This is a genomic window from Pseudonocardia sp. DSM 110487 (assembly GCF_019468565.1).
Lineage (GTDB): Bacteria > Actinomycetota > Actinomycetes > Mycobacteriales > Pseudonocardiaceae > Pseudonocardia.
Genome location: NZ_CP080521.1, coordinates 3,185,200 through 3,199,112, shown reverse-complemented (window position 1 = coordinate 3,199,112; position 13,913 = coordinate 3,185,200). Strand labels below are relative to the sequence as shown.

Below are 13,913 nucleotides of genomic sequence, written 5' to 3'. Positions count from 1 at the left end.
CCAGGTGGTGTCCTGGAGCCCGACACGCGTGGGCTGGAGAAGATCGAGACCCAGCACGCAGACAACAAGAAGAGGGGCCGGTGGTGGAGTGGTCATGAGGCTGGCCTGGCGCTGGTGAGGTGGCGCTGGAACCATCCGGCCATCTCGGCGTCAACCCGTTTGGCGTGGGGGGTCTGGGGCGCGGGATCCAGCCCGGGTTCCTCGGCAAGCAGGTGACCCATCTCCGGGATGGTGGTCAGGGCGGTGCGCTCTGGTGTGTGGCGGGACAGCGCCTGCCACAGCTGCTCGGCCGGGGTCCGGAAGCCCTCGTCGTCCCGCGCGCCGACGATCAACTGCATGGCGGCGTCACGTCGGGCGATCTGGTCGGCACGGGCGACGAAGTCCAGCCGATCGGCAGCCGCGCGGGACCGCTCGGTCCAGGGGTAGGTGACGCTGAACCGCCGCTCGTTGGCCGCAACCACCGAGGCGAGCCTGATTGCAGGGCTGGCCAGAGCCACCGCGCGCACGGGCAAGTCGATCTCGGCGAGCACGCTCAAGGCGACCAGCGCGCCGATGGAGCCGCCGACCAGTCCGAGCGGGCCGTCGCCAAGTGGCAGCTGGTCGCGGAGGGCGGCGAGCGCCGGCGGGAACTCCTCCACCGCCTGCCGGCAGACCGGGTCGAACACCTTGAGCACGGCGTCCTCGTAGCCGAGCTGGAAGTAGGCGTCCAGGCCACCGTCGGGCATGCGGCTGCCATGCAGGGGCAGCCCGAGGTACACCCGCCATGCCTCCAGCCCGGCCAGCGGCAGCGCCGCCGCCATGGCGGTCTCGGTCCGCGGCGGGTCGGCCAGGTGCCAGACCACCACCAGCGGCGTGGCATGGGTCCCGCGGTCGGATTCACGCTCGGGGGCCAGAGCGACATAGGGCACCCCGCTGGCGACACCGGTGAGCTGCTGCATGTGGAACCTCCTGCCTGAGACGTTCGAGGAACATCCCTAACTCCCTGGTCCAACGGCCCTTCGCCGAGCAGACCCGTTCGGCAACGCAGCGCCGCTCGACCTGCCGTGCACCACCAGCGCCCACGAGAGCAGGCCGAAGGCGAAGGTGGAGGCGATCACCCGCACGATGTTCCAGCTTCTCCAGCCCACCTCGTCGAAGCGAGCCCGGATCGCCGCGAGCTCGGTGGCGCTCTCAGGGAGTCCGGCCGCCTTGATCGCGTCGTTCCGCGGCACGTTGACGGTGAGCGTGATGCCAACCGTGACGAGGTAGAGGACGAGCGCGGCCACGATCCACGGCAGGGCGCTCCGGCCGACCTGCGTCACTACCGCGAGGACCGTGCAGACGACGGCCCCGAAGAAGCACCCGCCGATGAACCACGGGTTGATGATCATTCGGTCGATTTCCTGGAACGCCGCGACGAAGGTCCGGTCGTCGGTTCGTGCCAATCCCGGCATGATCGTGTGCGCGTAGAGCACGAACACGCCCGCGACCAGCCCGATCGTGATCGTTGCTGCCCAGAGTGACACGGTGCGGAACCAATCCACGAAGCCTCCTCGCTCGGCCGAACGGCACTGATGGCAGATCAGGTTTCGCGCACCGACGCGGATGCGTCACCCCGCGTAGGACGGGCCGGTGCTGGGCGCATGAGCCACGCGGTGCCGATGGCTCCGGCAACGGCCATGGCGATCGCGACCAGTAGCGCCACCCTGACGCCCGCCGTTTGCGCGCTCTGGTAGAGCTGCACGATGTCGCCGCCGGCCCTGCTGCCGAGCGACCGCGCGCCCGCCAGGTCGCCCTCGGCGATGCGGACGTGGGCCGCCGCGTCCTCCCCTCCGGCACTGTCCGCGCGCGCCGTGTGGAGTGCGGCCGCCTGCAGAGCTGCGCCCAGCACGACGATTCCGAGTGCGTTCCCCAGCTGCCGCGCCGTGTTCGCCACTCCAGCAGCCATCCCGCTGCGATGCGGCGGAACGGAGCGGATCGCGGCGAGCCCCAACGCCGGGTTCGCCAGCCCGACTCCGGTGCCGACCAGTGCCATCCCGGGAAGCAGCAACGGCCACGTCCAGCCCGCGTCGATGGGCAGCAGCGCGGCCATCCCGGCGCCCGACAACCCCAGCCCGGCCACCAACCGGGAACGCAGCGAGAGCCGTCGGACGAGCGGGGCTCCGAGGAGCGCCACCAGGAAGGCCAGCCCGGTGAACGGCAGGAACCACAACCCCAGGACGAGGGCCGATGCGCCGACGACCACCTGCAGGTACGGGCCGATCACCACCATCATGGACAGCGCGGACATCGCCAAGGCCAGCCCTGCGACCAGGCCGCCCACGTACTCCCGGTGGCGCAGTACGACGACATCGATCATCGGCTCGACGCTCCGACGCTGGCCCAGCGCGAATCCGACGAGCAGTGCGACGGCAGCGATCAAGCCCAGCACCACCCCGGGCGAGCCCCAGTCACTCGTACCGGCCGAGCTGATCGCGAAGATCAATGCACCGATCCCGCCCGCCAGGGTGGCCGTGCCGACGACATCCAGCCGCGCCGAGCCGCCGCCTCCCCCGACGGCCCGGAGGAAGAAGCCCAGCCCGGCCGCTCCCAGCGCGACGATCGCCAACCCGAGTAAGGCCGGGCGCCAGTGCCCGAACTCCAGCGCCAACCCACCGGCCAGTGGACCGACGACCAGCCCAGCACCGATCGCAGCACCCCACTGCGCCGTCGCCCCGGCACGGTGGGAACGCGGCAGCGCCGTCGCCACCAGAGTCAGCGAGCTGGCCATGAGACCTGCGCCGGCGGCTCCTTGTCCGATCCGCGTGCTGACCAGCAACTCCGCGCCGGGAGCCACCGCGCCCAGCGCACCGAACAGAGCGAACCCCGCCATCGCTGCGATCCATACGCGGACCGGCCCGTACCGGTCGACCAGGACGCCGCAGGGGATCAGCAGGGCGCCCAGCCCCAACGCATATCCGCTGATGAGCAACTGCAGATCGGCCGTGCCGACCCCGAGGTCAGCACTGATCGCAGGTAACGCTGGAATGGGCAGCGGAAAGGCTGCGAACGCCATGAACGGTGCCAGCGCCACCGCCCAGCGCACGACCGCTTCCTGCCGATTCATCAGAATCGGTTCTCCTCCCGCTTCCACACTGGACGCGGCCTGCGGAACCCACGTTCCGAACCGCGTGCTGCCCTTCCCGGTATCACTGCGCGCGTAGGCGCACGACCACCGCCTCCGCCACGGCCCGCGCGCTGCCGGGGTTCTGCCCCGTGATGAGCCGCCCGTCCTGGACCACGTACGTGCCGAAAGGCTCTTGTGCCGTGCTGTAGTTCGCGCCGTGGTTTCTCAGCTCGTCCTGCAGGCTGAACGGCACGGCATCGGCCCGTTCCGCGATCTCCTCCTCCGGCCAGGAGAACCCGGTCACGTTCTTGCCCTCGACCAGGGGTGCACCGGTGCTGAGCCGGACGTCCAGCAGTGCGGCGGGGCCGTGGCAGACAGCGGAGACGATCCGTCCGGACTCGTAGAACTTCGCGGTGACCGCGCCGAGGGCTGCGCCGCGGAAGTCGAACATGGTCCCGTGCCCGCCGGCGAAGTAGATGGCGTCGTAGTCCTCGGCGGTGACGCCGGTGGCCTTCATCGTGTCCGTGAGGAGGTTCATGAAACCACGGTCGCGGTAGCGCCGCCCCGTCGAGTCGTCCAGGTGCTCGGGGGCCATGCTGACGGGGTCGATCGGCACGTGACCCCCGCTCGGGCTGGCGATGTCCACCTCGTACCCGTGCTGGTGGACGCAGTCGTAGAAGTGTGTCAGCTCGCCGAGCCACAGGCCGGTGCGATAGCCGACCTTCTCGTACTCGCGCGTGTTCGTGACCGTGATGAGGATCTTGCTGGTGGTGGCCATGCCATCCCTCCGCTGATTCGTTGCGGTCGACGGCAACGAACCCGTAGCTGCAACGAGATTCCAGGAGTAGCCGCGCCGGGTCGGCTTCGTGCGTGATCGAGTCTCGACGTCGCGGAGCGGGATTCCAATCACCAATAGCTGCACGAACCGTCAAGCGTCAGTGAACGGTGATCGGGGTCTCCGATCGCAGGCTGTCGACGAATGCGCGGATCGTCGCCGTCTCGTTCCCCCGCCGCCACACTGGAACGATCGCGCAGGGCGGCATGTCGGTGATCGGCACCAACGCGAGATTGGCCTGAGGAACCTGGCGGAGCAGCGATTCAACGGTCAGGTGGAGACACTCGCCCCGCGCAACGGCCATCATCGCGTCCTGCACCATCGTCAACCGAACCCTCGCATCGCCGCGTCTCGCCTGATCGACGTGCCGCAGCCGACGCCCGGTACGGGTCACAGACGGTATCCAGGCCTCGCGGAAAGGGTTCGGAACCGACGTGTCGGTGAGCAGCGGGTATTCGACCAGGTCGTCCAAGCTCACCGCCGCCTTCTGCGCCAGCAGATGATCTGACGGGACGAGCACCGCCCGGCCTTCCATGGCGAGCACCGGGCCGATCGCGAGTCGGTCCGAACCCAGCGCCGTCAGCCCACCTGGGAGCCAGGTCAGCAGCACGTCCACGAGGCCCGCCTGCAGCGCATCGAAGTCCCCCAGCGCGGCCACGGACAACGACGCCCGGCAGCGCGGATACCGGTCCTCGAATTCGCGAACCAGCTGCTGCACGAACTCCGGACCGATGGAGGGCAGATACCCGAGCCGGACGAGTCCTCCCACCTCCCGGGTCGCAGCTTTCGCCTCCCGCATACCGGCCCGCAGCTCCTCCATGCCCCGGCTCGCCCGTTGGCGGAAACGTGCACCAACCGGCGTCAGCCACACCCGCCGAGAGGTGCGGTCGAACAGCGGTGCACCAACCTCCTGTTCCAGGGAGCGGATGATCTGGCTCACCCGGGCCTTGCTGAGGAACAAGCGCTCGGCGGCGTGACCGAAGTGCAGCTCCTCGGCCAGTACCAGAAACGTCTCCAGCGCGCGGAAATCCATCACCATGACCTCCCGGTCGCGACATGACGTGCTGCGGGCGGTAGCGAGTTGGTGGGGTCCGTCTGGGCCGCGGGACCCCGAGGCCGACGATCCGTGCGCCGGACGGGGGTATCGTCCGACGCGCCCGCCAGCGACAGCCGTGCACCCACGACGGTCGCGGGAGTGCAGGCGGCACCACGACCCCCACCTCGATGCGGAAGACGGCGATGACGCAGTGGAGCCCACTGTTCCATCACTGCGGATCGCCCGGGTATGCCATGACCACAGCAGTGGCCACGCCGTCCATCGGGACGCCGAACTCGACGACGAGGACGTGGTGCGGGTATCGCCCGGAGCCACACACAGACGATCGCCGAGCGCAGCGGACAGGAACGCAGCCGCGGGGATCGGGTCGTGAGGCCATCGGCACTCCTCGATCAGGGGGCCGGGATCGGCCCACCGAACGGTTGATACGAACGTATCAGACTGGCAGTGCGACTGGCACGAAGGAAGGTTCGTGGACTCCTCGTCGGAAGAAGGCGCGCCCGGGCAGAGCTGCCGCCGGCTCGGTCCGCGCCAGGTCGAGATCGCCGAGGCAGTGCTGCGGATCGTGGCCCGCGACGGGCTCGACGCCGTCTCCATGCGGACGGTCGCGGCCGAGGCCGGTCGGTCCCTGGGTTGGGTGCAGCGGGAGTTCGCGACGAAGGACGTGATGCTGCAGCAGACGTTGATCCACGCTCTCGACCTGATGGATGAGCGGATCGCCGGGCACGCTGCCCGGCAGGGCGAGAGCACGTCCATCCGTAGCGCCCTTGGCACCATCGCCCAAGAGGTCCTGCCCGGTCGTCCTGACACGATCGCCGAGCAACGGGTGTGGCTGGCGTTCATGGCGCGCGCATCGCTCGACCCCGACCTCGCAAACCCGATCCGCGCGCGCTACCTCGACAGCCACCGAGAGATCGCGCATGGGATCGCGGCGGCGCAGGCGCTCGGCCAGGCCGAGCCCGATCTCGATCCGCAGCAGGAGGCACGAGCCTTCGTCGCCCTCGTGGACGGGCTCACAGGCCAGGTGCTCGTCGGAGTACTCACCGTGGCCGAAGCGTGCACGATCCTCGACACCCACCTCGACCGCCTCATCTCCCACCCTGCGGACGACGGGGCGACCTGCAGCTCCGCCGAGCTGTAGCCGGCGCTCCGATCTCTGCCCACGTGCCCGCGAGTGGCTCGTGATCGTCGGAAGTGGTGTCGGGACGACAGATCTGTCGTCCTGGCACCACTCGCGGTGATCAGGGCCCCGGCGGTGAATTGGTGACGGCCGGTTCCGCCCGCATTTCGCGCCGAAGCCTTGATCATGCGCGTCGAACCGGCCTCCGGTGGCCGGACCGCCACGCGAAAGACACCAGCCACCTACGAGCGCCCTGAACAGGACCCTCCTAGCTCCCTTGCCCCCCGGCGCCGGGCGACCCGTCCCGCTCGCGGCGGGCGTCCACCTTGCGCCGGGTGCGGAGTGCGGTGTCGAGGCGAGCGACCAGGCCGCCCAGTTGCGCGCAGGCTTGTTCGACGTCACGGCGCGCCTGGTCACGCTGGTGCATGAGCGCCGAGAGCAGGAGCGCCGTCAGGGCGACGCAGCCGTTGAACGCCTGGAGGATCACCATGTTGCCGAACAGGTCGCGCTGACCGAACCCGCCCGCGCCGGTGGCCGCGGCGTAGGTGGTGAGCACGCACACGATCAGGACGCACAGCGTCGCGCCGCGTTGGTGGAATCGCAACGAGGCCCAGATCAGGAACGGGAACACCAGGAACAGCACCGCGAGGGAGCTGGTGGCGATGACCGACGTGACGGCGACGGTGCCGGCCACCAACGTGATCGCCTCGATCCACCGGCGGGGCGGCATCGCGCGCGGGCGCGTGCGGCCGACCAGCAGCACCGGCGCGATGACGAGCACACCCATCGCGTCGCCTGCCCACCACACCGACCAGGTCGGCCAGTACGCCTGCGGCGGCACCGCCCCGGCGAGCACCAGCGCGGCGGTACCGATGCTCGCGCTGACCAGCGTGCCGGCGAGCGCGCCGAGGACCACGAGGGCGAGGACGTCCGCCGGCCGCTCGAGCTGGGTGCGGAACCCGGCGCGGCGCAGCATCAGGTAGCCGCACAACGGCGCAAGCGTGTTGCCCACGGAGATCACCGCGGCGGCGGGCAGCGATGGGCCGAGTGGGGCATTGATCAGGAACGCGCCCAGTGTGATTCCCGGCAACGCCCGTAGGCCCAACACGAACAGCCCGACCAGGGCGATCCCCGTGGGCGGCCACAGCGGCGTGACCTGCCCGCGCACGATCTCGAACAGCAGTCCGACCTTGGCGGCGAGGTAGTAGGCGGCGGCAAGGGCGAGGATGCGCAGCACGACCACACCCGCGGTCCTGATGCCGGGTGGGCGCACGGGGTCGAGGATGGGATCGCCTCCTGCGGACGTGGCCGTCGGGCGCCGGCACCCGAGCCTCCGGCATCGAAGGGGCGGCAGCAATCAGCCATGCAGCAGCCGCCCTTGGCCCGATCGTCACCGCCGAGGATCGGGCCTCGAGGTGGCAGGCGAGACTGTCGCCGTGGTTCCTCACCTCTCCCCCGGCGCCGCATCGGCGCTGCGCACCGCGCTCCCGCGCTCCCGCTACACCACGGATGGCGTGCGCGAGCTGCTCGGCCCGTCCGCGCACGCCGCGCTCGGGCGCGGCGAGATCGAGCCCGCCTTCCGCGCCAGCCGGGACGGCGGCGAGCTCGGTGTGCTCGTGCGGCTGCTCCTGCTCGGCGCAACTGAGCCGGACGCCGCCGTTGCGGCCGCGCTCGCGCCGCTTGCGCCCGCCGACGCGGCCGCAGCAGGCCTGCTCACGCCGTCCGGGCAGGGCTGGCGGGCGGCGCTCGACCTGCGGCCCTACGGGGACGACGACGGCGACTGGTGGGTGCTGTCCGACCTCGACGCCCGACGCCATGAGCGCGACCACGTCACCGGGGTCGGGGCCGCGTCGCTGACGCTCGCCGCCGCAACGGTCCGGCGCCCGGTCGGGTCGCTGCTCGACCTCGGCACCGGCTGCGGTGTGCAGGCCCTGCACGCCGGGCGGCACGCGCGGGCGGTGACGGCAACGGACGTCGCCCCGCGGGCGCTCGCGATGGCACGGGCGACGTTCGCCCTGAACGATATGGACGTCGAGCTCCTCGACGGGCCGTGGCTGGAGCCGGTGGCGGGCCGCCGGTTCGACCAGATCGTGTCCAACCCGCCGTTCGTGCCGGGACCCGCGCGCGTCGACTACGTCTACCGCGACTCGGGCCAGGACGGCGACGCCGCCCTCGCGGCGCTGCTGCGCGCCCTGCCCGACCACCTGGAACCGGGCGGCGTGGCCCAGCTGCTCGGTTCGTGGCTGCACGTGCGGCGCGAGGACTGGCCCGACCGCGTCCGGTCGTGGCTGCCACCGGGCGTCGACGCGTGGATCGTGCAGCGGGAGGTGTCCGATCCCGCCCTGCACGTCGGCACGTGGCAGCGCGACGCTGGCCTCGACCTCGCCTCGCCCGATGCCCGTGAGCAGGCGGGCGCGTGGCTGGACTGGATGGAGCGGGAGAACGTCGAGGCCGTCGGGTTCGGGTTCCTCACCGTGCGGCGCACCGACGGGGAGCCGACCGTGGTGTTCGAGGACCTGCTCGGGGACGTCGCCGACCCGCTCGGCCCGGAGACCGCGGGCTGGCTCGACCGCATCGACTGGCTGCGCGCCCACGCAGGCGACGAGGCACTGCTCGCCGCGCCGCTGACGGTGGCGTCTTCGGTCGTGCTGGAGACGTACGCGGAACCGGGTGCCGAGGGGTGGACCGAGGTCGGCGCCGCCGTCGCCCGGCTGGACGGCCCGCGCTGGCGGCACGAGGTCGACGGCCCCGCCGCCGCGTTGCTGGCCGGCTGCCAGGGCGCGCTCGCGCTCGGCGAGCTCGTCGAACTCCTCGCCGTCGCGCACGACCGGCCCACGGACGAGCTGGTGGCCGCCGCGCTCCCGGCCGTGCGCGAGTTCGTCCGCCACGGCGTGCTGGTGCCCGCGTGAGGGCCGTCGCGGCCCGCGTGGCACGGGCGGCGGTGCGCGTCGACGACGAGGTGGTCGGCGAGATCACCGGCCCCGGCCTGCTGGTGCTGCTGGGCGTGCACCGCGACGACACCGCATCGGCCGTGCCGCTCATGGCCCGCAAGTTGCACGAGCTGAGGATCCTGCCCGGCGAGCTGTCCTGTTCCGACGTGGGCGCACCGCTGCTGGTGGTGAGCCAGTTCACGCTCTACGGGGAAACCCGCAAGGGCAGGCGCCCTTCCTGGTCGGCGGCCGCCCCGCCGGAGCGGGCGGAGCCGCTGGTCGAGGCCGTGGTGGCGGAGTTGCGTCAGCGTGGAGCCCCGGTAGCCACGGGGGTGTTCGGCGCCATGATGGCCGTCGAGTCGGTGAACGACGGCCCGTTCACGGTGCTCGTGGAGGTGTAATCCGGGCCGCTGAGGGCACGCTGAGAGTGCACGAGCGCACACCGGCGACCCGGGAACGATATGAGCGCAGGGCGCGTTGACCCCCATGAGAGCCCCGGCGGCAGCTGAAGCCAACGCCCCGCCCGGGTCGCGTAAGGGGAGGACCACATGACAGCGCCCACCATCAACGGGCCGAAGACCGCCCGGCCCGCCATCCCGGGCCAGCGTACCGACTCCGACCCGTTGGAGACCACTATCGGCGATCGTTCCGAGGAGATCACCCCCGAGATCTCCGCGGAGGACCTCGACGCCCAGAGTCCAGCGGCCGACCTGGTCCGCGTCTACCTGAACGGAATCGGCAAGACCGCGCTGCTCACGGCGGCGCAGGAGGTCGACCTGGCCAGGCGCATCGAGGCCGGCGTGTTCGCCCAGCACGTGCTCGACGAGGCAGCGCCCGGCGATCTCGACAAGCAGTACGCCGCCGACCTGCGGGCGATCGTCCGCGACGGCCGACGGGCCCGCAACCACCTGCTCGAGGCCAACCTGCGCCTCGTCGTGTCGCTGGCCAAGCGCTACACCGGCCGCGGCATGCCGCTGCTGGACCTGATCCAGGAGGGCAACCTCGGCCTGATCCGTGCGGTCGAGAAGTTCGACTACACCAAGGGCTTCAAGTTCTCGACCTACGCCACGTGGTGGATCCGCCAGGCGATCACGCGCGGGATGGCCGACCAGGCCCGCACCATCCGCCTGCCCGTCCACCTCGTGGAGCAGGTCAACAAGCTGGCGCGGATCAAGCGTGACCTGCACCAGAAGCTCGGCCGCGACGCCACGCACGAGGAGCTCGCCGCCGAGTCGGGCATCGCCGAGGAGAAGATCGCCGACCTGCTCGACCACGCTCGCGACCCGGTGAGCCTGGACATGCCGGTCGGGTCCGAGGAGGAGGCGCCGCTCGGCGACTTCATCGAGGACGGCGAGGCCACCGACGCCGAGACCACGGTCATCTCGCACCTGCTGCACGACGACCTGCGCCGCGTGCTCGGCACCCTCGAGGAGCGCGAGCAGTCGGTCATCCGGATGCGCTACGGCCTCGACGACGGCCAGCCGCGCACCCTCGACCAGATCGGCCGCCGCTTCGGGCTCTCCCGGGAGCGCGTGCGCCAGATCGAGCGCGAGGTCATGGCCAAGCTGCGGATCGGTGAGCGCGCCGACCGGCTGCGCGCCTACGCCAGCTGAACCGGCCGACCTGAACAGACCGAGACGCCTGGCCGGCGCCACCCGAGGGCTCCCCGCGAGCCGGGTGGCGCCGGCCAGCGCACTGTGTACCGTCCCGGCGCGCGCAGTCCGGCCGGGGCGCACCGGCGCTGTTCCGACTTCACCCCAACGAGTAGGGGGGCACTTGACCTAGGCTCGCGGCATGGGTGCTCCCGTCGGACCCGTCTCCCCCGCTGTCATGCGGGAGGTGCTCGGCCACTTCGTGTCCGGCATCGTCGTGGTCACCGCCATGTGCCCGGACGGGCCGATCGGCTTCACCTGCCAGTCGTTCGCCTCGCTGTCGCTGGACCCGCCGCTGGTCAGCTTCGCCGCCGCCCGCACGTCCACCACGTGGCCGCGGATCCGCGAGGCCGACACCTTCTGCGTCAACGTGCTGGCCGCCGACCACCAGGAGCTCTCCGCAGGCTTCGCCCGCTCCGGGGGCGACGGCGTGGACAAGTTCGCAGGCGTTCCCTGGCGTCCGAGCCCGTCCGGCGCGCCGGTGCTGGATGGCGTGAGCGCCTGGATCGACTGCACCCTGTGGAACGAGTACGACGGCGGCGACCACACCGTCGCCGTCGGCCGGGTCCTTGACCTCGGCGCCACCCCCGACCGGCTCCCCCTCCTGTACTACCGCGGCCGCTACGGCGTCACCGCCGACCCACCGCAGGCCTGACAGCCCACACCACGCGAGTCGCGGTCTCCGTGCGCGCGAGTCGGGGTGTGAGTCCGCGCGAGTCGGGGTGTCAGGGGTTGTGGCGGACCGTGGCGGGGCCGTCGGCGGTGAGGGCCTCGGCCGCGCGCAGGGCGGCCTGTGCGGCGTCCAGCTCCCGGACCGTCTGCTTGGTGGCCGGGACGGCCGGCGGGGCCGTGCTCAGCTCCCGCACGCCGAGGCCGACGAGGAGTTCCGCGGCCAGTGGGTCGGCAGCCGCCTCACCGCAGACCGCGACGAGGGTCTGATCCCCCGCCGCCCGGCACACGGCGTCGACGAGGCGGAGCACGCCCGGGTCGAGCGGGTCGGCCAGTGCCGCGAGGGCCGGGTTGCCGCGCTCGGCGGCCATGGCGTACTGGGTGAGGTCGTTGGTGCCGATGCTGAAGAAGTCGACGTGGGGCACGAAGGCGGCCGCCTTGAGGGCGGTCGCGGGCACCTCCACCATGATCCCGACCTGCAGCCCCGGCGGTGTCCCCCTGCCGTCGGCGGCGATCGCGGCGTCAAGGGCCCGCCGGGCCGCGATCAGCTCGTCGAGCGCGGCCACCATCGGGAACATCACGCTCATCGGCGTCTCGTGCGCCACCCGGACGGCGGCCAGCAGCTGGTCGGCGAGCAGGCCGGGGAACCCCTCGGCGAGCCGGATGCCGCGCAGCCCGAGGAACGGGTTCGCCTCGGCGGGGAGCGGCAGGTAGGGCAGCGGCTTGTCGCCGCCCACGTCGAGCGTGCGCAGCGTGACCCGGCGGCCGCCCAGCGCCGCGGCCACCTCGCGGTACGCCGCCTCCTGCTCGTCGACGTCCGGGGCCTCGGTCCGGCCGAGGAACAGGAACTCGGTGCGCAGGAGCCCCACGAGGTCCGCTCCGGACGCAGTGGCCTCCGCCGCGTCCGCGGTCGAGCCGACGTTGGCGCCGACCAGCACGCCGACGCCGTCCCGCGTCGCGGCCGGTGCCGCCGCCTGCCGACGGGCCCGCGCCTCCCGCTCCGCGCGCGCCGTGGCCCGCTCGCGGAAGGTGGCCAGCACCTCGGGCTGCGGGTCGACGACCAGCTCTCCCGCGGCGCCGTCGAGGACGACCGGGGTGCCGTCCGGCACGTCGAGCACGCCCGCGCCGGCCGCGACGATCGCGGGCACCCCCCTGGCGCGCAGCAGGATCGCGCTGTGCGCGGTGGCACTGCCCCCGGCGAGCACGACCCCGGCCACCCGTTCCGGGTCGAGCGCCGCGGCCTGCGCCGGGGTGAGGTCCCTCGCGACGAGGACGGCCGCGGGGCCACCGTCGTCCGGCTGAACGAGGGCCGGGCCGCCCACGAGCACCCGCAGGACCTGGGCGGACACGGCCCGCACGTCGGCGGCGCGCGCCGCGAGGTAGGGATCGGGCACCGCCTCCCACGCGGCTGCGACTCGCTCCGCCGCGTCGGCCCATGCCCGCGGCGCGGCCGCTCCGGCCGCGATCTCGGAGCGGGCGTCGGCGAGCAGGGCCGGGTCGTCGAGCAGCAGGAGGTGGGCGTCGAAGATCGCCGCCTCCTCCTTCCCCAGCTCGCGCGCGGCGACGTCGCGACCGGCCCGGATCTCGGCGGCGACCGCGGGCAGCGCCGCGTCGAGTCGGTCACGCTCGACCGCCGGGTCGGCCGCGGGCTCGTCCGGCACGACCGGGGCGGGCGGCTCGACCCCGCGCTTGGGCCCGATGCCGATCCCGGGCGACGCCGGGAGTGGCCCGCCACCGGACGGGTGCGCAACCGGCTGCGGAGGGGGTGCGGTGAGCGGCTCGTCGAAGTGCCGGGACGCGAGCCCGAGTACGGCCTCGAGGGCGGCACCGGCGCCCGGCCCCGTCGCGCCGACCTCGACCCGGTGCCCGGACAGCGCACCCAGCGCGGTGAGCCCGGCGAGGCTCGCCGCGGGGATCCAGTCCGATCCGGTGGTCGCGTTGCGGACGCGCACCTCCGTCCCGTCCATGCTCCGGACGAGGGCGGCGAGCCGTGCGGCGGGGCGCGCGTGCAGCCCGTGCGGGTTGGCGACGGTGAACTCGGCGGTGGCTCCGGCATCCCCGGCCATGGCCGGACGCGCGTCCGACGGGCCGCCGAGCTGCGCCTGCTTCCCACCGAGCGCGGCCGCCGCCTCGGCGGCGACCTCCTCCCGATCGGCCCCGCCCGCCGCCGTGACGGCCGCGACGACGAGCCCCTCGACCAGTGGCGCGGGACACAGCAGCACGCGCTCACGATCGTCGGGGTCGTCGAGCAGGTCGAGGGCCAGCTCCGCGGAGAGCACGGCGCTGCCGAGGTCCATCAGCACGACGACGCCGGCCCCCGAGTCGGCCGCTCCGATCGCGGCCGCGATGGCGACGGCGTCGGTGCCGAACGTGGTCTCGTCGAGCCCGGCGGCCACCTCGATCGCGAGCTCCCCCGGCGCCATCTCCCGCGCCAGCGCCACGACACCGTCGGCCAGGGCGCGACTGTGCGAGACGACCACGAGCCCCACGAGCGCGCTCATTGCTCGGCCTCGCTAGCGCTCGGCCGGCGCTTCGCGCGGGCGCTGTGACATTGATTCGCTCGCA

12 protein-coding genes are annotated in these 13,913 nt (G+C 72.5%); 5 read left to right on the top strand and 7 right to left on the bottom strand.

All coding sequences use genetic code 11. The features are described from left to right. Positions 1-92: 92 nt before the first annotated feature. The 5 genes from K1T35_RS14830 to K1T35_RS14810 all read right to left on the bottom strand — a co-directional run bounded on the left by K1T35_RS14830 (position 93) and on the right by K1T35_RS14810 (position 4,953). Positions 93-938: a S9 family peptidase gene (locus K1T35_RS14830; protein WP_220260743.1), complete on the bottom strand. Its 846-nt coding sequence runs from the start codon at positions 936-938 to the stop codon at positions 93-95. A 36-nt stretch (positions 939-974) separates the two neighbouring features. After that, entirely contained in the window at positions 975-1,523 is a 549-nt protein-coding gene (locus K1T35_RS14825) for a DUF1772 domain-containing protein (protein ID WP_220260742.1), read from the bottom strand. Between the two features lie 38 nt (positions 1,524-1,561). Next, on the bottom strand, positions 1,562-3,085 hold the full coding sequence (locus tag K1T35_RS14820) for an MFS transporter (RefSeq protein WP_220260741.1): 1,524 nt from the start codon (positions 3,083-3,085) through the stop codon (positions 1,562-1,564). A gap of 82 nt (positions 3,086-3,167) precedes the next feature. Then, positions 3,168-3,863, bottom strand: a complete 696-nt coding sequence (locus K1T35_RS14815) for a type 1 glutamine amidotransferase domain-containing protein (protein WP_220260740.1) — start codon at positions 3,861-3,863, stop codon at positions 3,168-3,170. A gap of 157 nt (positions 3,864-4,020) precedes the next feature. Further along, positions 4,021-4,953, bottom strand: coding sequence for a LysR family transcriptional regulator (locus tag K1T35_RS14810; protein ID WP_220260739.1), 933 nt, complete (start codon positions 4,951-4,953; stop codon positions 4,021-4,023). 496 nt (positions 4,954-5,449) lie between these two features. On the opposite strand from K1T35_RS14810, the gene K1T35_RS14805 reads away from it, so the two are divergent. Continuing rightward, positions 5,450-6,118 carry a TetR/AcrR family transcriptional regulator gene (locus K1T35_RS14805; RefSeq protein ID WP_220260738.1) on the top strand — a complete coding sequence of 223 codons (669 nt, stop codon included), beginning with the start codon at positions 5,450-5,452 and terminating at the stop codon, positions 6,116-6,118. A 247-nt stretch (positions 6,119-6,365) separates the two neighbouring features. Here the strand turns inward: K1T35_RS14805 and K1T35_RS14800 are convergent, their stop codons facing one another. Further along, on the bottom strand, positions 6,366-7,370 hold the full coding sequence (locus tag K1T35_RS14800; RefSeq protein WP_220260737.1) for an MASE1 domain-containing protein: 1,005 nt from the start codon (positions 7,368-7,370) through the stop codon (positions 6,366-6,368). Positions 7,371-7,512: 142 nt separating this feature from the next. Between K1T35_RS14800 and K1T35_RS14795 the strand changes: the two genes are divergently transcribed. From K1T35_RS14795 to K1T35_RS14780, 4 genes are all read left to right on the top strand, one after another. Then, on the top strand, positions 7,513-9,006 hold the full coding sequence (locus K1T35_RS14795) for a methyltransferase (RefSeq protein ID WP_255621896.1): 1,494 nt from the start codon (positions 7,513-7,515) through the stop codon (positions 9,004-9,006). Continuing rightward, positions 9,003-9,428: a D-aminoacyl-tRNA deacylase gene (gene dtd / locus K1T35_RS14790; RefSeq protein ID WP_220260735.1), complete on the top strand. Its 426-nt coding sequence runs from the start codon at positions 9,003-9,005 to the stop codon at positions 9,426-9,428. Before K1T35_RS14795 ends, dtd begins: the two co-directional genes overlap by 4 nt. A 147-nt stretch (positions 9,429-9,575) precedes the next feature. Continuing rightward, positions 9,576-10,640: a sigma-70 family RNA polymerase sigma factor gene (locus K1T35_RS14785; protein WP_255621894.1), complete on the top strand. Its 1,065-nt coding sequence runs from the start codon at positions 9,576-9,578 to the stop codon at positions 10,638-10,640. Between the two features lie 181 nt (positions 10,641-10,821). After that, complete coding sequence (locus tag K1T35_RS14780; protein ID WP_220260734.1) at positions 10,822-11,334, top strand: flavin reductase family protein; 513 nt, start codon at positions 10,822-10,824, stop codon at positions 11,332-11,334. Positions 11,335-11,404: 70 nt separating this feature from the next. Here the strand turns inward: K1T35_RS14780 and ptsP are convergent, their stop codons facing one another. Beyond that, on the bottom strand, positions 11,405-13,849 hold the full coding sequence (gene ptsP / locus K1T35_RS14775; protein WP_220260733.1) for a phosphoenolpyruvate--protein phosphotransferase: 2,445 nt from the start codon (positions 13,847-13,849) through the stop codon (positions 11,405-11,407). Positions 13,850-13,913: the final 64 nt, after the last annotated feature.

Bases quoted from the DNA above. Each gene is read 5' to 3' on its own strand.
- K1T35_RS14810 (WP_220260739.1), bottom strand. From the start codon at position 4,953: ATGGATTTCCGCGCGCTGGAGACGTTTCTGGTACTGGCCGAGGAGCTG.
- K1T35_RS14830 (WP_220260743.1), bottom strand. From the start codon at position 938: ATGCAGCAGCTCACCGGTGTCGCCAGCGGGGTGCCCTATGTCGCTCTG.
- K1T35_RS14780 (WP_220260734.1), top strand. From the start codon at position 10,822: ATGGGTGCTCCCGTCGGACCCGTCTCCCCCGCTGTCATGCGGGAGGTG.
- K1T35_RS14815 (WP_220260740.1), bottom strand. From the start codon at position 3,863: ATGGCCACCACCAGCAAGATCCTCATCACGGTCACGAACACGCGCGAG.
- K1T35_RS14785 (WP_255621894.1), top strand. From the start codon at position 9,576: ATGACAGCGCCCACCATCAACGGGCCGAAGACCGCCCGGCCCGCCATC.
- ptsP (WP_220260733.1), bottom strand. From the start codon at position 13,849: ATGAGCGCGCTCGTGGGGCTCGTGGTCGTCTCGCACAGTCGCGCCCTG.
- K1T35_RS14820 (WP_220260741.1), bottom strand. From the start codon at position 3,085: ATGAATCGGCAGGAAGCGGTCGTGCGCTGGGCGGTGGCGCTGGCACCG.